Raw genomic sequence first — 21,791 nt, 5'->3', positions numbered from 1 at the left:
CATCATGGAACAGAAAAAACTGACCAAATCTGACCTGTTTAGCATGTTTGTTCGCTCCAACCTGCAGCAGGCGTCTTTCAACTTTGAACGTATTCATGGGCTGGGTTTTTGCTACGACATGATCCCCGCCATCAAGCGCCTGTACCCGCTGAAAGAAGATCAGGTGGCGGCACTCAAGCGTCATCTGGTGTTCTTCAACACCACGCCCGCGGTGTGCGGCCCGGTGATTGGCGTGACCGCCGCGATGGAAGAGGCGCGAGCGAACGGGGCGGAAATCGATGATGGCGCGATCAACGGCATCAAAGTCGGTTTGATGGGGCCGTTGGCGGGCGTTGGCGACCCGTTAGTCTGGGGCACGTTGCGACCGATCACCGCCGCGCTCGGCGCGTCGCTGGCGTTGTCCGGCAACGTGCTCGGCCCGCTGCTGTTCTTCTTTATTTTCAACGCAGTCCGTCTGGCGATGAAATGGTACGGCCTGCAAATTGGCTTCAATAAAGGGGTCAACATCGTCAGTGACATGGGCGGCAACCTGCTGCAAAAACTGACCGAAGGCGCATCGATTCTCGGCCTGTTTGTGATGGGGGTGCTGGTCACCAAGTGGACCAGCATCAACGTGCCACTGGTGGTATCGCAAACCCCCGGCGCGGACGGCGGCACCGTCACGATGACCGTGCAGAACATCCTCGATCAGCTCTGCCCCGGCCTGCTGGCGCTGGGCCTGACGATGCTGATGGTTCGTTTGCTCAACAAGAAAATTAACCCGGTATGGCTGATCTTCGCCCTGTTTGGTCTGGGGATTATGGGTAACGCACTGGGCTTCCTGTCCTGATTTTTTCGCCCCGGTGGTCAGCCGGGGCTATCGCTCAACATGAGGTGGAATATATGTTAACAACAGCTCTGCGCCTTTATGGCAAACGCGACCTGCGCCTGGAAACGTTCGAACTTCCAGAGATGCAGGACGATGAAATTCTGGCTACCGTGGTCACCGACAGCCTGTGCCTCTCTTCCTGGAAAGAGGCTAATCAGGGTGAGGATCATAAAAAGGTGCCGGACGATGTAGCGACCCACCCAATCATCATCGGCCACGAGTTCTGCGGCGATATTATCGCCGTGGGGAAAAAGTGGCAGCACAAGTTCCAGCCCGGCCAGCGCTATGTGATTCAGGCGAACCTGCAACTGGCGGATCGCCCGGATTGCCCCGGTTACTCCTTCCCGTGGGTAGGCGGCGAAGCCACACACGTCGTGATCCCCAATGTGGTGATGGAACAGGACTGCCTGCTGGCTTACGAAGGCGAAACGTACTTTGAAGGATCGCTGGTCGAGCCGCTCTCCTGCGTGATCGGCGCGTTCAACGCCAACTATCACCTGCAGGAAGGCACCTATAACCACAACATGGGGATTCGTCCACAGGGTCGCACGCTGATCCTTGGCGGGACGGGGCCAATGGGGCTGCTGGCGATCGACTACGCGCTGCATGGCCCGATCAACCCGGCGTTACTGGTGGTGACCGATACTAACCACGACAAGCTGAGCTATGCCCGTAAACACTATCCTTCTGAACCGCAAACGTTGATCCACTACCTGCACGCACAGGATGCCGCTTACGACACGCTGATGGCGCTGACCGGCGGCCACGGTTTTGATGATATTTTTGTCTTCGTGCCGAACGAACAACTGCTCACCCTGGCCTCTTCCCTGCTCGCCCCCGACGGTTGTATGAACTTCTTTGCCGGCCCGCAGGACAAGCAGTTCAGCGCCCCAATCAACTTCTACGATGTGCATTACGCCTTCACTCACTACGTGGGCACCTCGGGTGGGAACACTGACGATATGCGCGCAGCGGTTAAACTGATTGAAGAGAAGAAAGTGCAGGCCGCCAAAGTGGTCACGCACATTCTTGGGCTGAATGCCGCAGGAGAAACCACGCTGGAGCTGCCGAAAGTGGGCGGCGGTAAAAAGCTGGTCTATACCGGGAAAGCGTTACCGCTAACCGCTCTCAGCCAGATTGACGATCCCGCGCTGTGCGCTATTCTGGAACGCCATCACGGGATTTGGTCTAAGGAAGCCGAACAGTATTTACTGTCGCACGCCGAGGAGATTTAACATGATTAACCGCGACACTCAGTTGTGCATGTCGCTTGCCGGTCGGCCCGGTAACTTTGGTACCCGCTTTCATAACTATCTGTATGAAAAGCTGGGTTTAAATTTCATCTACAAGGCGTTTACCACCCAGGATATTGAAGCGGCGGTGAAAGGGGTTCGCGCGTTAGGCATTCGTGGCTGCGCGGTATCGATGCCGTTTAAAGAGAGTTGTATGCCGTTTCTCGACGCGGTCGATCCATCGGCAAAAGTCATTGATTCCGTCAATACCATCGTCAATGACGGCGGCAGACTGACGGGCTACAACACCGATTATATTGCGGTAAAAAGCCTGATTGCCAGCCACCAGCTCGACACCACTGCGCGGGTGATGATTCGCGGCAGCGGCGGGATGGGCAAAGCGGTGATTGCCGCCTTTCGCGACGCCGGTTTTCGCGATGTGATCGTCGCCGCTCGAAACCGGGACAGCGGTCCGGCGTTGGCGAAACAGTATGGCTTTCAGTGGCAGCCGCTGCTGGAAGGCATTGCCTGCGACATTCTGGTCAATGTCACGCCCGTCGGCATGGCCGGAGGTAAAGAGAGCGATGAGCTGGCGTACAGCGAAGCCATGGTCGCCAGCGCCAGCGTAGTGTTCGATGTCGTTGCCCTGCCGCCGGATACCCCGGTGATCAAACTGGCGCAGAAGCTGGGTAAAAAGACCATCAGCGGCGCAGAAGTAATTGCGTTGCAGGCCGTTGAGCAGTTCGCAATGTACACCGGCGTACGCCCGGATGACGCGCTGATTAGTGAAGCCGCTGAATTTGCCCGGGCGGGGTAACATGTGCAAATAACCCTCCTCTGATGACGCTGAGGAGGGTTATTAAACGCGTAATCACAACGTTCAGAAACTGTAGCGGATACCCAGTTGACCACTATAAGGCGTCTCGATATGTTGGCCTTTTTCGTAGCTGACTTCTCCCCATGCGGACCACCGATCGTTTAGCTTCGCGGTCATCCCCAGGCCATATTTGCCGCTTGTCCCCGACAGGTCATTTTTGAACTTCTCAGTGTGGTTAATGACGACGTCGTTGTTCTTCATAAACTCATGACGAACGGCCACTCTCGCATACGGCTGTAACAGTGTCCCATCTACCAGCGTCACATTCTTACCGAAGGTTAACCCGGTTTCCCCTTTTAACGATCGCGCAGCATCCGCTTTAACCGACATGCCACTGTCGAGTTTGTAGTGAGTCTGGTCGCCAATAAACCATGATGCCTGGAGATAGGGTTCAACAAACCACGTCTCAAGCGCAATATGCTTACCGATCTCGACTGAAGCCCCGCCGCCAACGGTATTATCTTTCGCATGGGTGCGTCCGCCGTTGAAGTAGGGGTTGTTCTCCGTACGGAAATAGTTGGCTTTCAACACACCATCGATGTAATAACCGCTGTTGTGTAACCAGGTCGTGTACAGTCCAATGCCGTAACTGTCCGCTTTGCCATTGGTACTGGATGAGTCGAGATCCGCACGCGTATAGGAAGCCATACTGCCCATAATCAGTGCGCTATTTTCTAAATCAAAACGCTTATCGCCACCGAGCATCACACCGTTCACATCCTGACGGTAAGCCACGTGCTCTGTGGAAACGCGGTAGCGGCTACTGATGTATTTACCCCATGCACCCTCTTCGTAGTCACGCATCTGACGAATTTCACCGAGACGGGTTCGCAGCGTTGACAACTCAGCGTCCCACAAAGTGGGTGTCACATTCGCCATGGCAATAACCGCTTTCGCGCTTTCTGATAAATCCGGCTTAACTCCCGGTTCAGGATTCGGTTCAGGCGAAGGTCCCGGACCCGGCTCAGGATCCGGGCCTGGCTCAGGTTCTGGCGTATTCGCCTGCGGTGACAAATACCAGTTATCCTTATCGCTATCGGCGCCATGCACCAGATAGTATTTGTACGCACCAAGATCGACGCTGCCGTTGGTCATCGCAAAGGTGTCTGCCCCGCTCCCATTCGCATAAATTAAGTGATAAGGAGTAGCCGCTCGACTGCGTAACTCACTTCCGGAATCATGCACCGTGACCTTAAATTGCCCCGTCACGGCATCGGAAACGTTCAGAAAATCCCCAATCCCGCCGGACAGATTGGTGTTCATAACGAAAGTCCCGGTCCCCTCCAGCGTGGTGAGTTCAAGACGGTTAAACTGTCCCGCGTCGCGTCCCTCTGGCGCACTAAAATTGACCACACCATTATGCGTTAAGGCTTTAATCGTCGTGACGGATTCCGCAGTATCCGCGTTGTGTTTTAAGTACAGAACGGAAGAAGGGCCTTGTAAGTCCACCGACGCGGCCCAGGCACCCTTACCCAGATTCCCCGTCCAGTCGTGTACACTTCCCCCTTCCATAGTCAGTGAACCGTCTTCTACCGTCAGTGTCCCCGTTGAATAGCCTCCATAGGCAATCAGGCTGCTCCCGCCATTGCGAAGCGTTGTGTTCGAGATATGCCCCAGCGCAAGCACTTCCTGACGGCCGCCATCGATAACCGTATTACTGGCTTCACCGTACCAGGCAAGTTGCTGAAGGCCGCCCGCATGAACGGTCGTATTTGTCGCGTTAGCGCGAATGCCACCGGTCCATCCAGATTGCTCCACCCAGTTTCCCCCAACCCAGCCACCTTTCTGACCATTGACAAGTTGAGTGCCATAGACCTGTGTGCCATCGGCATTGCCGGTTTGAATACGTTGCAAACCACCGGCATGGATAGTGGCGTCTTTCGCCTGCTGCCCGTTGACACGAACGTTGGAATTACTGTCGGAAACCCAGTCTCCATCGCTCCATTGACCGTCTACGCCGGTAATCACCTGCGTGCCATAGACCTGCGCATTTTCTGAAATACCCGAGGTTATCGTTTGTCGCGCACCGGCATAAACGGTGGTATTGCGGTCCGCAACGAACTCTTCGCCTTTACCGCTAAACACCTGCTGGAATGCGCCGTTATACAGGTACGTATCCAAAGCCAGACCGCTGGCAAGCTGATAGCTGTTGGCGCCGATGTGCGAGTTTTTCGCGGTCCCGTTATAAATGATTTGCTGGCCGCCATTTTGCACAATGGTATCTTCAGCCAACGCCGTACTGGTGACTGAGAGCACCTGAATACCGCCATCGATGAGATTCGCCTGAGCATAAGCACGGCCTCCAACAGTCTGTCGACCACCGGCTTTCACCACGGTGTCATACGCCTGTGAATCACCATTCATCGTCAGGGCACCGTTATTCTCAACCAGCGTATGGAAGGCTTTCCCGTCGCCATTAAGTTGCAATACACCTGTTTCAATATTCCCTTTACTATTGGTGTATTCCCCTTTCACCGTGGTATTCACGGCTTCAGAACCGGCGGCATCGTATATACCGTCACCGATATTAAGCTGCACAGAATTCAACGTATTGTTATAACTATACGACTCATTTAATAACGTCACGACCTGTTTAGAAAAAGCAGGATTGATCAGCGTAATTTCTTGGTTAGCAATATATTTTTTATCTTTGATGGAAAAAGTGGAATAGCCTTTCTCCCAGGTTTCTTTCACCCAATCCCAGTGATTCGTATAATCCGAATTCGATAATAAGTCGTCCGGCATCGTGGTAGTTTGCACGGGTGGATAAGGTATGGGAAGCATTTCCGCCGCAGTCAGTGGGTACGCGGTTAAACATAACGCGGGGAAAAAAGCATGGTAAAAAACGCGTTTCATATCTACATCCATAGTTAATAAGATCCCTATTAAACGGGCAGTTCTATCTTGCTTATAAATATTCCACTGGACGCTCAGGCATCAGAAATATTCATACTGGACAATGATGATTAATTCGAAATAAGGAGATGTTCGAGTTTTCGTACTTTAAATTTCCGCGCGACTGTAGTCTTCCATCCCTGTAAGGTGGAATACGCGCGGCAGTGTTTCTCTTGTAAATAGCCCATACTTCCCCCTTCAAGATAATGCCGCAGAAGTAAAACGTCTCTTGAAGAGAGTAAACAGGCAGGCCCCGGGAAGGACCAGACGATCTGCCGCCCGGTCGCGACAGTATCCAGACCGCGAATAACATCATGAACAGAGCAACGCGATTCGAAGATTGCGCTGACGGCGTGACATTTCAGGTGCCAGAAAAAAGCCAGCGGCATGAGTCGTTGGGTTGAAATAATAATCAACTGATAACCACTCTTGCTCAATTGAGAGAACGATCGAAAAAAAAGCTTTAAGGTATAACTATTAAGATTAATAAACAGATAGTCTGAGCCGGAATGAGAATTAGTCACTTTTCTGGCCAGCGCAGAGATACCCGTGGAAAAATAAACATCATTTTCAGGCCAACTGGCAATATGGCTCTTCTTTACATATTCCTTTGTCATACAGATGATGCTCCCTATATCCTGGACAGCCTGTTTTTTATTTTCAGGGGGTATTTATTATCCGGCGAGGTTATTTATTCTGACGATGTCCGGCACACCCACTCTGCTGCTGTCGGTATAATATTGATTCAAACAGAATAGTACATGAGCAATATTGATTGTCAAACCTGATCGATATAACAAAATCAATAGTTAAAGTCTATCACTTGAAAGGTATCGATCGTTGTAATCGATCTTTTTTTCGGAATTTACCTTACTGTTTGTAAGTAAAACAAAAAGATACATAAATTTAAATTTTTGGTAAAAATCCTATATTTCAGTTAGTTACAATAATTTTTCCATTCGAATTGAAATGTTTAGTTACATAATAATGAAAATAGCGACACTGTTGTTGATCAGAGGACAGACGCCAATGCTTCAGCATGGGCCAGAAACCTCATAGTGCTTATCGCAATACGCTTAAGCCTGTTCGGGATAAATCCAGGGCAATGCCGCAATGTTGCTGTTTTAAATTAGTAACCGTCAAAATTTAAAAATCCCCTTCTCACTTTTCATAAAGAGTGAATAAACATTTCAACTACGATAAATTCAATCACACCTGGTTTATTGTATTATCAAGGCGTTACATGTTCATACTGGCAGAGTGAGAAATATCTTCACTCGCTTTAATACGCATATCGTGCATTTTTCATTATTGAGTCAGTGGTCCTTTCTACACCCCCTTCCAACATCGTGAGCCATGTCAGTAAGGCGCTACACTGTCAGTGGTAGCATGACCGCGTTTTGTCATTTACTGATTACAGGGAGAAAGAATGGAACTGCTTTTATTGAGTAACTCGACACTGCCGGGTAAAGGCTGGATGGAGCATGCGCTGCCGCTGATTGCGGAGCAACTTGAGGGGCGCCGTTCGGCAGTATTTATCCCCTTTGCAGGCGTCACGCAAGCCTGGGATGAATACACAGAAAAAACGGCTGCAATCTTCGCCCCGATGGGCGTCAAGGTGGTGGGTATTCACACCGTGACTGATCCGGTGGCGGCCATTGAAAATGCGGAAGTGGTGATTGTCGGTGGCGGTAATACTTTTCAGTTACTGAAAGAGAGCCGCGAGCGCGGGTTGCTGGCACCGATTGTTGACGTGGTTAAACGCGGTGCGCTGTACATCGGCTGGAGTGCGGGTGCCAACCTCGCCTGCAAGACCATCCGCACCACCAACGACATGCCGATTGTTGATCCGCAAGGTTTTGATGCGCTGGGCCTGTTCCCGTTGCAGATTAACCCGCATTTCACTAACGCGCTGCCGGAAGGACACAAAGGCGAAACGCGTGAACAGCGTATTCGCGAGCTGCTGGTTGTCGCGCCTGAACTGACGGTGATCGGTCTGCCGGAAGGCAACTGGATTAAAGTGAGTAAGGGTCAGGCGGTGCTTGGCGGTCCGAACACCACCTACGTGTTCGAAGCCGGTAAAGACGCCATTGCCGTTGAGGCAGGTCACTGCTTTTAACCGACGTTGTCGGATGGCAGCGTAAATGCTTTATCCGGCCTGCAATGAGCGCAATTTGTAGGCCGGATAAGCGCTATCCGGCCTTACCGCCTGTTAGTAATCATCCCGCTCGTCATCTTCGTCCGGCTGTTCCAGCACGCTGTAAGCCACGGAACAGAACAACGAGTTCAGACGTTGCATATCCCCCAGTAATCCCAGGTGCAGGGAGCTGGTCTCGATACTTTGTACGTTCTGCTGATGCAGACGATCAACGTGCGCATGCGAGTAACGGCGATTCAGTATGCGGAAACGATGCTTGCTACGGCGCAACCGCCGGGCACTGGTCACGTCGCCGGAGAAGAAGACCGACATCGCCAGTTGCAGGTTGCTGAGCAACTGGTCGTACAGCGCATCCAGCTCTTTTAACCCCTCAATAGAAAACGCCCGCCGCGCCGCCAGCGATTTATCAGCAATCTCGCTCCCCATGCGCTCCACAATATCCGACGCCTGTTCAAGGTTAAGCGACATCTCGATGATCTCCGCCCAGCGGCGCGACTCCTCTTCCGCCAGTTCCTCTTTCGGCATCCGCGCCAGATAGAGTTTGATGGCAGTGTAGAGCACGTTGATGTCATCCGCGATTTTGCGCAGCTCCTTCTCTTCGCGCGGCTCGCCATGCATCACCTTCTTCAGTCCTTCCATCATCTGTTCCATCGCATCGCCGATGCGCAGCGCCTCACGGGCGGCATTGGCGAGCGCAAGGGTCGGCGTATCCAGCGCGCTAACGTCCAGATGCTTTGGCTTGAGATGCGCATCCAGCTCAGGCTCGTCGCGGATGATGCGCTTACAGAAGCGCGCCATCGGCTCGGCAAAAGGAATCATTGCCAGGCAGCGGACCAGGTTGTAGAAAACATGGAAATAGATCACCAGCTCGGATTTCGCCAGCGGCAATTCATCCATCAGATTCGCCAGCGGATGGACAAATGGCAGAATAATCAGGCTGCCCACCAGCTTAAACAACAGACTGCCAAGCGCCACGCGACGAGCCGCGGCATTAGCCGCGCTGTTGTTGAGCATCGCCAGCAGGCCGGAACCGAGGTTGGCGCCAATCACCAGACACAGCGCCACCGGGAAGGAGATGATCCCCGCCGCGGTCAGGGTGGCCGTGAGCAGTACCGCCGCCAGGCTGGAATAACTGATGATCGCGAACATCGCGCCAATGAGCGCATCCAGCATGATATCGCCGGTCAGCGAGGCAAAAATGACCTGTACGCCGTTGGCCTGGGTTATAGGGGTGACGGCCTGGACAATCAGTTCCAGCGCCAGCAGGATCAGGCCAAGGCCGATCCCCACGCGCCCCAGTTGTCCGGCGCGTGACTGTTTACGGCCGAGGAAGAAGATCACGCCGATAAAAATCAGCAGCGGCGAGAGCCACGATAAATCGAAGGTGAGGATACGCGCCATCAGCGCGGTCCCTACGTCTGCACCAAGCACAATCACCAGCGCAGGCGTCAGTGCGACCAGATCCTGAGCAACAAACGAGGTCACCAGCATGGTGGTGGCATTACTGCTCTGCACCAGCGCAGTGACGCCAATTCCCGCGCAGAAGGCGAGCGGTTTCTTTTCGACGCTACGGCTAAGCACGGTTCGCAGGCGGGCGCCGAACACACGCATCACGCCAGTACGCACAATATGGGTACCCCAGACCAGCAGGGCGACAGCAGAAAGCAGGTGGAGCAGGGTTAGCACGGAATCAGGTACTCCTTATCATTTACACTTTATCCTTCAAGCTGCCTCTTTGTTGGCTGCGCCTGCTCACTCCAGTCACTTACTTCAGTAAGCTCCTGGAGATTCCCAGGCTTGCCGCCTCGACGCAACTTGAATGATTGCGTGTAAAAATATAACCAGAGAGGTCATAGCCTTCTTCCAGTATAAGGGTTTAAACGCAAGAAAGAGACAGGGTGCCCGACAAGCACCCTGTTAGTTGTAAGGAAAGATGACAGTTTCGTGAATCAGTCGGCGTCGTAGCCCAGGTTAGGGGCCAGCCAGCGCTCAACGTCAGAAACACTCATCCCTTTACGGAACGCGTAGTCTTCCACCTGATCGCGCTGAATCTGTGCAACCGCGTAATACTTGCTGTCCGGATGGCTGAAGTACCAGCCGGAAACCGATGCGCCAGGCCACATGGCGAAGGATTCGGTAAGCTTCATGCCGGTGTGCTTTTCCACTTCCAGCAACTGCCAGATGGTGCCTTTCTCGGTATGCTCCGGACAGGCCGGGTACCCCGGCGCCGGACGAATTCCCTGGTAGTTTTCGCGAATCAGCTCTTCATTGCTGAGATTTTCGTTCGGCGCATAGCCCCAGTAGACCTTACGCACGCGCTCATGCAGGTATTCCGCGAAGGCTTCCGCCAGACGGTCGGCAAGCGCTTTCACCATGATCTTGTTGTAATCATCGTGCTGCGCTTCAAACGCATCCGCCAGCGCGTCCTCCTCCAGACCACCGGTCACCGCAAAAGCACCGATGTAGTCCGCTTTGCCGGTCAGCTTCGGCGCCACGAAGTCAGACAGACAGTAGTTAGCAAAGCCCACTTTTTCAGTCTGTTGACGCAGATGATGGCTGACCGTCAGCACGTGCGTTCGCGTTTCGTCACGATAGATTTCGATGTCATCACCCACGCGGTTTGCCGGGAACAGCCCCACCACACCGCGCGGATTCAGCGCCTTCTCTGCGCTCAATTTATCCAGCATGTCGTTGGCATCGTTAAACAGGCGCTTCGCCTCTTCACCTACCACTTCATCTTCCAGAATGCGCGGATACTTCCCGGCCAGCGACCAGGTCATAAAGAACGGCGTCCAGTCGATGTAGTTACGCAGCGTTTCGATGCTGGCTTCGACCTCCTGCACACCCAGACGGTGCGCCACTGGCGGGGTATAGCTTTCCCAGTCAAACGCCAGATCGTTATCCCGCGCGGCGGCGAGCGTCACCGGCGGCGTGCGCGGTTTCTTACGCCCATGCTGGATGCGCACGGTTTCATACTCTTTACGGGTACGGGCGACAAAGTCATCGCGCTGGGTATCAGAAAGCAACGCGGCGACCACGCCGACGGTGCGCGAAGCGTTCTGCACATACACCGTAGGGCCGCTGTAGTTCTGCTCGATTTTCACCGCCGTGTGCGCTTTCGAGGTCGTCGCGCCGCCAATCAGCAGCGGTATGGTGAAGCCCTGACGCTCCATCTCTTTCGCCACGTTGACCATTTCGTCCAGCGACGGGGTAATCAGCCCGGAAAGGCCTATCAGATCCGCATTCACCTCTTTGGCGGTTCGGAGAATTTTCTCCGCCGGCACCATCACGCCAAGATCGACGATTTCGTAGTTGTTACATTGCAGGACCACGCCAACGATATTTTTGCCGATATCGTGGACATCGCCCTTCACGGTGGCGATGACCATTTTGCCATTGCTGGAGCCTTTCTCTTTACTGGCTTCGATAAACGGTTCGAGATACGCCACCGCCTGTTTCATTACGCGGGCGGATTTCACTACCTGCGGCAGGAACATTTTTCCTTCGCCGAACAGGTCGCCGACGACGTTCATCCCGTCCATCAGCGGCCCTTCAATCACCTCAATCGGGCGGGCCGCCTGCTGACGCGCCTCTTCGGTGTCCTGCTCGATAAACTCGGTGATGCCTTTAACCAGCGAGTATTCGAGGCGCTTTTTCACTTCCCAGGTGCGCCACTCCGCCAGTTGTGCGTTGGCCGCCTCATCACTCTTGCTACCGCGATATCTCTCCGCCAACTCCAGCAATCGTTCGGTGCCGTCATCACGCCGATTGAGGATCACATCCTCCACCGCATCGCGCAGCTCGGCAGGGAGATCGTCGTAAATCGCCAGTTGCCCGGCGTTGACAATCCCCATGTCCATACCGTTACGAATGGCATAGTAGAGGAACACCGCGTGAATGGCTTCGCGCACCGGATCGTTGCCACGGAACGAGAATGACACGTTGGACACGCCGCCGGAGATCAACGCATGCGGCAGCTCGCGTTTGATGTCTTCACAGGCACCGATAAAGTCCTGCGCGTAGTTGTTGTGCTCATCGATCCCGGTTGCTACTGCGAAAATATTCGGGTCGAAAATGATGTCTTCCGGCGGGAAGCCCACCTCCTCGGTGAGGATCCTGTACGCCCGGCGGCAAATCTCGATTTTACGCGCACGCGTATCCGCCTGGCCCTGCTCATCAAAGGCCATCACCACCACCGCCGCACCGTAGCGGCGCAGCAGCTTCGCATGATGGATAAAGGTTTCAACCCCCTCTTTCATCGAGATGGAGTTAACGATGCCTTTCCCCTGGATGCACTTCAGCCCTTTCTCGATGACGTCCCATTTTGAGGAGTCAATCATGATCGGCACACGAGCAATGTCAGGCTCACCGGCGATCAGGTTGAGAAAGCGCACCATCGCCGCTTCGGCGTCGAGCATCCCCTCATCCATGTTGATATCAATAATCTGTGCGCCGCTTTCTACCTGCTGACGGGCAACGTCCAGCGCTTCGCTGTATTTTTCTTCTTTGATCAGGCGCTTAAATTTGGCGGAGCCGGTAACGTTGGTACGCTCACCGACGTTTACAAACAGGCTGTCGTCGCCAATATTCAGCGGTTCGAGACCGGATAAGCGGCAGGCCACCGGGATCTCCGGCAACGGGCGCGGTGCCAGTCCCTCGACCGCCCTGCTCATTGCCGCGATGTGTTCCGGTGTGGTGCCGCAGCAGCCGCCAACGATATTCAGGAAGCCCGCTTCGGCCCATTCGCGGATCTGTTTTGCCATCGTATCGGCATCGAGATCGTATTCACCGAAAGCGTTGGGCAGCCCGGCGTTCGGGTGTGCAGTCACGTAACATTCAGCAATGCGAGACAGTTCCTGCACATACTGACGCAGTTCATCCGGCCCCAGCGCGCAGTTGAGGCCGAAAGTGAGAGGTTCAGCATGGCGCAGGGAGTTGTAAAACGCCTCTGTCGTTTGCCCGGAAAGGGTACGTCCAGAAGCATCGGTGATGGTGCCGGAAATCATGATCGGCAGGTCGATGCCCAGCGCTTCCAGCTCCTCTTTCACCGCAAAAATCGCCGCTTTCGCGTTCAGCGTATCGAAGACGGTTTCGATCAAAATCAAGTCACTGCCACCTTCCACCAGCGCTTTGGTGGATTCGCGGTAAGCAGCCACCAGTTGATCAAAGGTGATATTACGAAATGCCGGGTCATTCACATCCGGCGAGATCGATGCGGTCCGGTTGGTTGGGCCGAGAACGCCCGCAACATAGCGCGGTTTTTCCGGGGTACGGGCAGTCCACTCATCGGCACAGGCACGCGCCAGTTTCGCGGCGGCAAAGTTGATCTCCGCCGACAGGGATTCCATCTGGTAATCCGCCATCGCGATGGGGGTGGAGTTAAACGTGTTGGTTTCAATGATGTCCGCGCCCGCGTCAAAGTACGCGTTATGAATCGCGGCGATCACCTCTGGCTTACTCAGCACCAGCAGGTCATTGTTGCCTTTCAGGTCGCACGGCCAGTCGGCAAAGCGTTCACCACGGAAATCCTCTTCACTCAGACGATAGCTCTGGATCATCGTGCCCATACCGCCGTCCAGCACCAGAATACGTTCATTTAACTGCGCACGCAGTTGTTCAACTTTGCTGCTCACACTTGCTCCCGACAACGCTTAACCAGACCGAAAAAGTCAACAAAACATAGTGGCATAAACAGGGCTGACGGAAAAGCCAACAACGGGCAACATGAGACATGTTCAGCTTCACTCATCCGATCAGTACAAGACTTCTTGCATTATAATTGAATAAAACGAAAATGATTTCCACGATACAGAAAAGGAATGCACTATGGTTGCACCCGTTCCCGCCAAACGCGGCAGAAAACCCGCCGCGACGACCGCCCCCGCTGCCGGACAGGTTCAGTCGCTGACCCGTGGTCTGAAACTGCTGGAATGGATCGCGGAATCCAACGGCAGCGTGGCATTGACCGAGCTGGCACAGCAGGCTGGCCTGCCGAACTCCACGACTCATCGCTTACTGACCACTATGCAGCAGCAGGGCTTTGTGCGTCAGGTGGGTGACCTTGGACACTGGGCGATAGGCGCGCATGCGTTTATCGTCGGCAGCAGCTTTTTACAGAGCCGCAATTTGCTGGCGATCGTCCACCCTATTCTGCGCAAACTGATGGAAGATTCCGGCGAAACGGTGAATCTGGCGGTGCTGGATCAAAGTGATCATCAGGCGATTATCATTGACCAGGTACAGTGTACCCAACTGATGCGTATGTCCGCGCCGATTGGCGGTAAGCTGCCGATGCACGCCTCTGGCGCAGGCAAAGCGTTTTTAGCACAACTGAGCGAAGAACAGGTGACCCAGTTGCTGCACCGCAAAGGGCTGCATGCATACACCCACGCGACGCTGGTCTCCCCAGTTCATCTGAAGGACGACCTCGCCCAGACCCGCAAGCGCGGTTATTCCTTTGATGATGAGGAACATGCGCTCGGTCTGCGTTGTGTCGCGTCGTGCATTTATGACGAACACCGCGAGCCGTTCGCGGCAATCTCTATCTCTGGCCCGATTTCGCGCATCACGGACGACCGCGTGACCGAGTTTGGCGCGATGGTGATCAAGGCGGCGAAAGAGGTGACGCTGGCATACGGCGGGATTCGTTAAACAAAATCCCCCTCAGGAACATTTTCGGCAAGCCTGATAAGCGTCGTGCCATCAGGCAGGTCGGCGCACATTGCCGGATGGCGGCGCAAGCGCCCGGTCGGTTTCATAACGCACGCTGAATCGCTGGCGACGGCGATATGCGTAAACATCTTCAACATGCCCTTCCCGAATGCGCGTCTGTAATGCGCGCCAGTAATCGGCACGAAACAGATCGGCGTGCATCTCCTCAAACAGCGGTCCGATGCGTGGGTCGGCGCATAACCAGTGGCGAAACTCCTCAGGAAACACATCGCCAGGGGATACGCTATACCAGGGCTCGGCACTCATCTCATCTTCCGGGTAGCGCGGCGGCGGGATGTCCCGGAAATTCACTTCCGTCATGTAGCAGATTTCATCGTAATCGTAGAACACCACGCGACCATGACGGGTGACGCCAAAGTTTTTGAACAGCATGTCGCCGGGGAAAATATTGGCGGCGGCAAGCTGGCGAATCGCGTTGCCGTACTCCTCAATCGCATCCCGCAGTTGCTGACCTTCGACCTGCTCAAGCCAGATATTGAGCGGCACCATCCGCCGCTCAATATAGAGATGACGGATGACAATCTGCTCACCAAGATCGGTTATCTTTTCCGGCACTTCCTCAAGTAACAGCGCCATCAATGCCGGATCGATCTGACGTTTATCCAGCACGAAATTTTCGAACTCCTGGGTATCTGCCATGCGTCCCACGCGATCGTGCTCTTTCACCAGTTGATAGCAGGCGCGAACGTGGGCGGCAGACATCTCTTTTTGCGGCGCGAACTTATCTTTAATGATTTTAAAAACCCGGTCGAACCCCGGCAGCGTAAAGACCAGCATCACCATGCCACGTATGCCCGGCGCTTCAATGAACTGCTCATCGCAGCTGCGCAGATACAACAAATACTCGCGATAGCTCTCGGTCTTCGCATGTTTCTGACAGCCAATCGCCATGTATAACTCAGCGGTGGTTTTTCCTGGCAGGATCTCGCGCAACCATTCCACCAGCGCGGCGGGCAGCGGCGCGTACACCATAAAATAGGAACGAGCGAAACCGAACACGATACTGGCTTCTGCCGTGGTGGTCAGGCAGGTATCCACAAACAGTTCACCTTCATCGGTGCGATGAATCGGCAGCAAAAAGGGCAACGTGGCGGATGGCGTGATGAGTTTGCCGACCAACCATGCAGCTTTATTGCGATAAAACAGTTCGTTAGCCACCTGTAGATGGCACTGCTGCAACGTCTCCTCACCAAAGGTTTGACGCAGATGTGCAATGATATAGCGAATATCGCGCCCTTTGTTCTGCCAGGGCAGGCGCAACGGCAGATCGCTGAGAATGCGGGTGAGCAGCGGTTCCCAACCGCTATCCGGGAAGAAATCTTTTGCCAGCGGACGCGGGATCGTCCGGAAACGACGTTCCGGCTGGGAGCTAAAAATAAAGAGCCGCTCGGGAGTGAGCGAGCGGTGGTCAAATAACCGACAATATACGGAGTTAAAAAAGCTCTCCGCAATCTCGAAGCGCGGGTAATCCGGCAGGAGCCCCGTGTAATGCTCTTTTACACGCAGCAAAAATGCGGCGTCGGTACTTTTGCCGCCAGTGATGCAGCGCAGTTGTTCCACCACCAGACCCACGTGGTGATCGTAGAGGTGAATACGGCTTTTCATCGCCTGCTGCACGGCATGCCAGTCAGCCTGTTCAAAGCGCTGTTGCGCGCCGGAGGTCACTTCCAGAAATCGACCATACTGGGCGTCGAAACCTTGCAAAATCGTCTGAGCAATCAGTAACTCCAGGCCACGCGTCATCGCTTCTCCTCATCCGGCACAACGTCATGCCGGATAGCGCGTCTGCTTATCCGGCCTACATCCCTTCGTAGGCCCGGTAAGCGCAGCGCCACCGGGCATTAATCAAAACTGTGATTCTTCGGTCGAGCCGGTCAGCGCGGTCACCGAGGAAGTGCCGCCCTGAATGATGGTGGTGACTTTATCAAAGTAGCCTGTCCCTACTTCCTGCTGATGGGACACGAAGGTGTAACCGTCTTTAGCCGCCGCAAATTCCGGCTGCTGAACCTTCTCAACATAGTGGCGCATGCCTTCACCCTGCGCGTAGGAGTGCGCAAGGTCGAACATGTTGAACCACATGCTGTGAATACCTGCCAGGGTAATGAACTGGTATTTGTAACCCATATCGGACAACTGCTGCTGGAAGCTGGCGATGGTCTTATCGTCCAGATTCTTCTGCCAGTTGAACGACGGCGAACAGTTATAGGCCAGCAGTTTGCCTGGGAATTTCGCATGAATCGCATCGGCAAAACGCTTCGCCAGTTCCAGATCCGGCGTCGAGGTTTCACACCACACCAGATCGGCATACGGGGCGTAGGCCAGGCCACGGCTGATCGCCTGCTCAATGCCGGCACGCGTACGGAAGAATCCTTCACTGGTGCGCTCGCCGGTAATAAATTCGCTGTCGTACGGGTCACAGTCGGAGGTGATCAGATCCGCCGCATCCGCATCGGTACGCGCAATCACCAGCGTCGGGACGCCCATAACGTCTGCCGCCAGACGCGCAGCCACCAGTTTCTGAATCGCTTCCTGAGTTGGCACCAGCACTTTGCCGCCCATATGACCACATTTCTTCACCGAGGCCAGTTGATCTTCGAAGTGAACAGCCGCTGCACCGGCCTCAATCATCGACTTCATCAGCTCAAACGCATTCAGTACGCCGCCAAACCCGGCTTCCGCATCGGCGACGATTGGCAGGAAGTAATCCACATAGCGCGGATCGTTGGGCTCAATACCGCTGGACCACTGGATCTGATCCGCACGGCGAAAGGTGTTGTTGATCCGATCCACCACTGCCGGAACAGAATTCGCCGGGTAGAGCGATTGATCCGGGTACATACTGGACGCCAGGTTGGCATCCGCCGCAACCTGCCACCCCGACAGATACACCGCTTCGATACCCGCTTTCGCCTGCTGTAACGCCTGACCACCGGTCAGCGCACCAAGGCTGTTGATGTAACCTTTTTTCGATTCGCCGTGCAGCAGACGCCACATTTTGGCTGCGCCCAGCTGCGCCAGCGTGCATTCCGGGTTAACCGAGCCGCGTAATTTCACCACTTCCTCCGCGCTGTACGGGCGACGGATGCCTTCCCAGCGTGGTTGTGTCCATTCTTTCTGTAACGCTTCGATCTGTTGGGTACGGGTTTTCATGTGCAGATGCTCCATATTATTCTCCTGGCTTCCCAGGCGTTATTGGTGAAGGCAGTTTGGTCACGGGAAGCCGCGCAAAAACCGGAGCGTACTTATCGTACGTGAGGATTTTGAGCACGGCCCGGGGCCAAAATGGCGAACAAAATAGCCTGGGCATTTACGCCAGCAGGCGGTAGCCTGGCAATGTCAGGAAATCGATTAATTCGTCAGAAGTGGTGATTTGCTCCATCAGGCGCGCGGCATCATCAAATCGGCCGCTGCTGTAACGGTGTTCACCCAGTTCGTCCTGGATGACCCGCATCTCTTCAGCCAACATCTGGCGGAACAGCGCCTTAGTGACCGGTTTGCCGTTGCTCAGGGTTTTCTCGTGATGGATCCACTGCCAGATTGACGTACGGGAGATCTCCGCTGTCGCCGCATCTTCCATCAGGCCATAAATCGGCACGCAGCCGTTGCCGGAGATCCACGCTTCGATGTACTGCACCGCAACGCGAATATTGGCGCGCATCCCCTCTTCCGTACGCTCGCCTTCACATGGCGCCAGCAATTGTTCTGCGGTAATCGGCGCGTCTTCATCACGGGTCACAAACAGCTGGTTTTTGTTCTCGCCGAGCACCTCGTTGAAGACTGCCATCGCGGTATCCGCCAGTCCCGGATGCGCAATCCACGTGCCGTCGTGGCCGTTATTGGCTTCCAGCGCTTTATCCGCTTTCACCTTGCTGAGTACCTGATTATTGCGTTCAGCGTCTTTGCTCGGGATGAATGCCGCCATACCGCCCATCGCGAAGGCACCACGTTTGTGACAGGTTTTAATCAGCAGACGCGAATAGGCGCTAAGGAAAGGCTTATCCATCGTCACCACCTGGCGGTCCGGCAGAACGCGATCCGGATGATTCTTCAGCGTTTTGATATAGCTGAAGATGTAATCCCAGCGACCACAGTTCAGCCCGACAATATGGTCACGCAGCGCGTGCAGGATCTCGTCCATCTGGAACACGGCCGGCAGGGTTTCAATCAGCAGCGTAGCTTTAATCGTACCGCGCGACAGATTGAAACGATCTTCGGTATAGCTGAAGACTTCACTCCACCAGGCCGCTTCCTGCCAGGCCTGCGTTTTCGGCAGGTAGAAATAGGGACCGCTGCCTTTGGCCAGCAACGCTTTGTAGTTATGGAAGAAATAGAGGGCAAAATCGAACAGGCTGCCGGGGATCGCTTCACCGCGCCAGGTCACATGTTTTTCCGGCAGGTGCAGACCACGCACACGGCAAATCAGTAATGCCGGATTGGGCTTCAACTGATAGATTTTGCCAGCTTCATTGGTGTAGCTGATGGTGCCGTTTACCGCGTCACGCAGGTTGATATGCCCGTCGATCACTTTGCTCCATTCCGGTGCCAGCGAATCTTCGAAATCGGCCATAAAAACCTTCACATTCGCGTTCAACGCATTGATGACCATCTTGCGTTCAACCGGTCCGGTGATTTCGACCCGACGATCCTGTAAATCCTCCGGAATGCCGCGAATCTTCCAGTCTCCGTTTCTAATGGAAACAGTTTCCGAAATAAAATCAGGCAATATACCGTTGTCGATATCCCGCTGCTGCTGAATACGAGCCGCGAGCAGCTTATTGCGCTTCGTCGTAAAGCGCGCCACCAGTTCAGTGAGAAATTCGACCGCTTCATCGGTCAGGATCTGCTTCTCTGGCTCACCATGGGGCCTGGTAAAGATCAATTCATCGGTAGTCGTTGCCTGTTGATTCATTCTGTAACTCCTCGTCATTGATAACAAAGCATTCCCAATGCGAACGAAGGATCGTTGTGCGCTTTTCGTTCAGCACAACTAAGACTACTCATTTAAATTTCAAAATCAAAAACAATTTCCATTTTTAATTTAATTATCAATTAACCTATTGATAACAATAAAAATAAAGTTTAATCACAAGTTGAAGTGCATTTCGGAAATAAAAAAGGCACCCGAAGGTGCCTGATTCACTATGCTGAAACGCTTTAGGATCGTCAGCGACAGACGATTAATCCAGCGTTGGATTCATGTGACGCAGATCATATGGTGTGATCTGGTAGACGTAATAGTTGAGCCAGTTGATGAACAGCAAATTACCGTGGCTTCGCCAGGTAGCGCGAGGTTTGTTTTGGGGATCGTTTTGCGGGAAATAATTGTAGGGAACGTCGGGGTTTAATCCGGCTTCTACATCGCGGAAATATTCGCTACCTAATGTGTTGGCATCATATTCCGGATGGCCCGTGACAAACGCAATGCGTTTATCTTTGCTGGCAAAAAGATAGGCATCACCATTCTCAGTCTCGGCGAGGATCTCAAGATCGGTGTAGTCACGGATCAACACTGACGGGAAATCAGCATAGCGTGAATGCGGGGCCAGGAACGAATCATCAAAACCCCGCGTCAGCAGTGCATGAGGGTGAAGAATATGATGCTCATAAACGCCAGAAAGCTTATCAGTGCGGGTCTGTTTCGGAATACCGTAGAGGATATTAAGCGCTGCCTGGACCGCCCAACAGACAAACAGCGTTGAGGTGACATGATCTTTCGCCCACTCCAGCACTTGTTTGATCTGTGGCCAGTAGGCAACATCATTGAACTCCACCAGACCCAGCGGCGCGCCGGTGACGATCAAGCCATCGAAGTTCTGATCGCAGATATCCTCAAAGTTACAGTAGAAGTTGTTCAGATGCTCTGCTGGCGTATTACGCGACTCACGTGCATCAATGCGCAGTAACTGTACATCCACCTGCAACGGAGAGTTCGACAGCAGCCGCAAAAACTGATTTTCCGTTTCGATTTTCTTCGGCATCAGGTTGAGGATGAGTACCTTTAGCGGACGAATTTCCTGACCTGAAGCACGGGAAGTCGTCATAACAAAGACGTTTTCCTCACGTAAGAAATTGACGGCGGGTAGCTCGTCCTGCACACGAATCGGCATAACCTGATAACCTCACTACATACGTTTAAACGTTTAGACATCCAGATAGCTGAAGATACTCAGAAATCACGCCAATGTCGAGCCTGCATGTTAAAGGTGAGAAAGTTTCACGACGACGGATACGTTAGAATATAAGCATAACGAAAAGGAGAGAATATGGTTATTAACATACGCCGATCGCGGCATGATGAAGGGAACAAACTGATTGCAATCTGGTGCCGTTCGGTCGACGCCACGCATGATTTTCTGTCTAAAGAGTACCGCATCAAGCTGGAGGAACTAGTCCGCTCGTTTTTACCCGAAGCCCCTTTATGGGTTGCCGCTAATGAGCAGGATGAGCCCGTCGCGTTTATGTTGCTCACTGGAGAGCATATGGATGCGCTGTTTGTTGATCCCGATATTCGGGGCTGTGGCGTGGGTAAACTGTTGATTGAGCATGCGCTTTCGCTAGCGCCCGCGTTGACGACTAACGTGAACGAGCAGAATGAACAAGCTGTGGGATTCTATAAGAAGATGGGATTCAGGGTGACGGGGCGCGCAGAGGTCGACGATCTTGGGCAGCCATATCCGTTATTGCATTTGCGTTACCACAAAGCCTCGTCCTGACAGCAGGCCGGATAAGGCAAAGCCGCCATCCGGCAGTGGTGCGGTCTGCCTGAGGCGCTGCGCCTGTCAGGCCTACAGGCCAGATAAGGCAAAGCCACACTCCAAATTTGCAGCGCAGAAACGCAAAAAAGCCCATCCGTCAGGATGGGCTCTTCACTTAATTGATGCCTGGCAGTTCCCTACTCTCGCATGGGGAGACCCCACACTACCATCGGCGCTACGGCGTTTCACTTCTGAGTTCGGCATGGGGTCAGGTGGGACCACCGCGCTACAGCCGCCAGGCAAATTCTGTTTATTAACCCGCCTTTCGCCGGTT

General features: G+C 53.9%; 14 protein-coding genes and 1 rRNA gene. 6 read left to right on the top strand and 9 right to left on the bottom strand.

Features of this window, described 5'->3' with window-relative positions:
• The first annotated feature begins 4 nt into the window (after positions 1-4).
• Genes C2U53_RS11500 through C2U53_RS11490 form a run of 3 tightly spaced genes read left to right on the top strand, consistent with a single transcriptional unit; the run spans position 5 to position 2,917 of the window.
• On the top strand, positions 5-829 hold the full coding sequence (locus C2U53_RS11500) for a PTS system mannose/fructose/sorbose family transporter subunit IID (protein ID WP_042999002.1): 825 nt from the start codon (positions 5-7) through the stop codon (positions 827-829).
• Between the two features lie 53 nt (positions 830-882).
• Positions 883-2,103, top strand: a complete 1,221-nt coding sequence (sorE, locus tag C2U53_RS11495; protein ID WP_104445917.1) for an L-sorbose 1-phosphate reductase — start codon at positions 883-885, stop codon at positions 2,101-2,103.
• Position 2,104: 1 nt separating this feature from the next.
• Positions 2,105-2,917, top strand: coding sequence for a shikimate 5-dehydrogenase (locus C2U53_RS11490; RefSeq protein WP_104445916.1), 813 nt, complete (start codon positions 2,105-2,107; stop codon positions 2,915-2,917).
• Positions 2,918-2,980: 63 nt separating this feature from the next.
• Here the strand turns inward: C2U53_RS11490 and C2U53_RS11485 are convergent, their stop codons facing one another.
• Positions 2,981-5,671, bottom strand: coding sequence for an autotransporter outer membrane beta-barrel domain-containing protein (locus C2U53_RS11485; protein WP_246876152.1), 2,691 nt, complete (start codon positions 5,669-5,671; stop codon positions 2,981-2,983).
• A 272-nt stretch (positions 5,672-5,943) separates the two neighbouring features.
• Positions 5,944-6,489, bottom strand: a complete 546-nt coding sequence (locus tag C2U53_RS11480) for a hypothetical protein (protein WP_042998998.1) — start codon at positions 6,487-6,489, stop codon at positions 5,944-5,946.
• An 812-nt stretch (positions 6,490-7,301) separates the two neighbouring features.
• On the opposite strand from C2U53_RS11480, the gene pepE reads away from it, so the two are divergent.
• Positions 7,302-7,991, top strand: a complete 690-nt coding sequence (gene pepE, locus C2U53_RS11475) for a dipeptidase PepE (RefSeq protein WP_104445914.1) — start codon at positions 7,302-7,304, stop codon at positions 7,989-7,991.
• Between the two features lie 93 nt (positions 7,992-8,084).
• Here the strand turns inward: pepE and C2U53_RS11470 are convergent, their stop codons facing one another.
• Positions 8,085-9,716 carry a Na/Pi cotransporter family protein gene (locus tag C2U53_RS11470; protein ID WP_042998996.1) on the bottom strand — a complete coding sequence of 544 codons (1,632 nt, stop codon included), beginning with the start codon at positions 9,714-9,716 and terminating at the stop codon, positions 8,085-8,087.
• A 263-nt stretch (positions 9,717-9,979) separates the two neighbouring features.
• On the bottom strand, positions 9,980-13,663 hold the full coding sequence (gene metH / locus C2U53_RS11460; protein WP_104445913.1) for a methionine synthase: 3,684 nt from the start codon (positions 13,661-13,663) through the stop codon (positions 9,980-9,982).
• A 193-nt stretch (positions 13,664-13,856) separates the two neighbouring features.
• Here metH and iclR point away from each other — a divergent pair, with 193 nt between their 5' ends.
• Complete coding sequence (gene iclR, locus C2U53_RS11455; protein ID WP_042320966.1) at positions 13,857-14,681, top strand: glyoxylate bypass operon transcriptional repressor IclR; 825 nt, start codon at positions 13,857-13,859, stop codon at positions 14,679-14,681.
• A gap of 51 nt (positions 14,682-14,732) precedes the next feature.
• On the opposite strand, the gene aceK is transcribed toward iclR, so the two are convergent.
• The 4 genes from aceK to metA form a co-directional block, all read right to left on the bottom strand.
• Positions 14,733-16,505 carry a bifunctional isocitrate dehydrogenase kinase/phosphatase gene (gene aceK / locus C2U53_RS11450; RefSeq protein ID WP_104445912.1) on the bottom strand — a complete coding sequence of 591 codons (1,773 nt, stop codon included), beginning with the start codon at positions 16,503-16,505 and terminating at the stop codon, positions 14,733-14,735.
• Between the two features lie 102 nt (positions 16,506-16,607).
• Positions 16,608-17,912, bottom strand: coding sequence for an isocitrate lyase (gene aceA / locus C2U53_RS11445; protein WP_044268583.1), 1,305 nt, complete (start codon positions 17,910-17,912; stop codon positions 16,608-16,610).
• A 157-nt stretch (positions 17,913-18,069) separates the two neighbouring features.
• Entirely contained in the window at positions 18,070-19,671 is a 1,602-nt protein-coding gene (gene aceB / locus C2U53_RS11440) for a malate synthase A (RefSeq protein ID WP_042998992.1), read from the bottom strand.
• A gap of 268 nt (positions 19,672-19,939) precedes the next feature.
• Positions 19,940-20,869, bottom strand: coding sequence for a homoserine O-succinyltransferase (gene metA, locus C2U53_RS11435; RefSeq protein WP_042998991.1), 930 nt, complete (start codon positions 20,867-20,869; stop codon positions 19,940-19,942).
• Positions 20,870-21,025: 156 nt separating this feature from the next.
• On the opposite strand from metA, the gene C2U53_RS11430 reads away from it, so the two are divergent.
• Positions 21,026-21,475 (top strand): acetyltransferase, encoded by a 450-nt coding sequence (locus C2U53_RS11430; RefSeq protein WP_042998990.1) that lies wholly within the window; start codon positions 21,026-21,028, stop codon positions 21,473-21,475.
• Between the two features lie 166 nt (positions 21,476-21,641).
• Here C2U53_RS11430 and rrf read toward each other — a convergent pair.
• Positions 21,642-21,757, bottom strand: a 5S ribosomal RNA gene (rrf, locus tag C2U53_RS11425).
• Positions 21,758-21,791: the final 34 nt, after the last annotated feature.

This window comes from Citrobacter sp. CFNIH10 (assembly GCF_002934585.1).
GTDB classification, from domain to species: Bacteria; Pseudomonadota; Gammaproteobacteria; order Enterobacterales; family Enterobacteriaceae; genus Citrobacter_A; species Citrobacter_A amalonaticus.
Note: the sequence above shows the minus strand (reverse complement) of the source record. Positions and strands in the feature narration are given on the sequence as shown.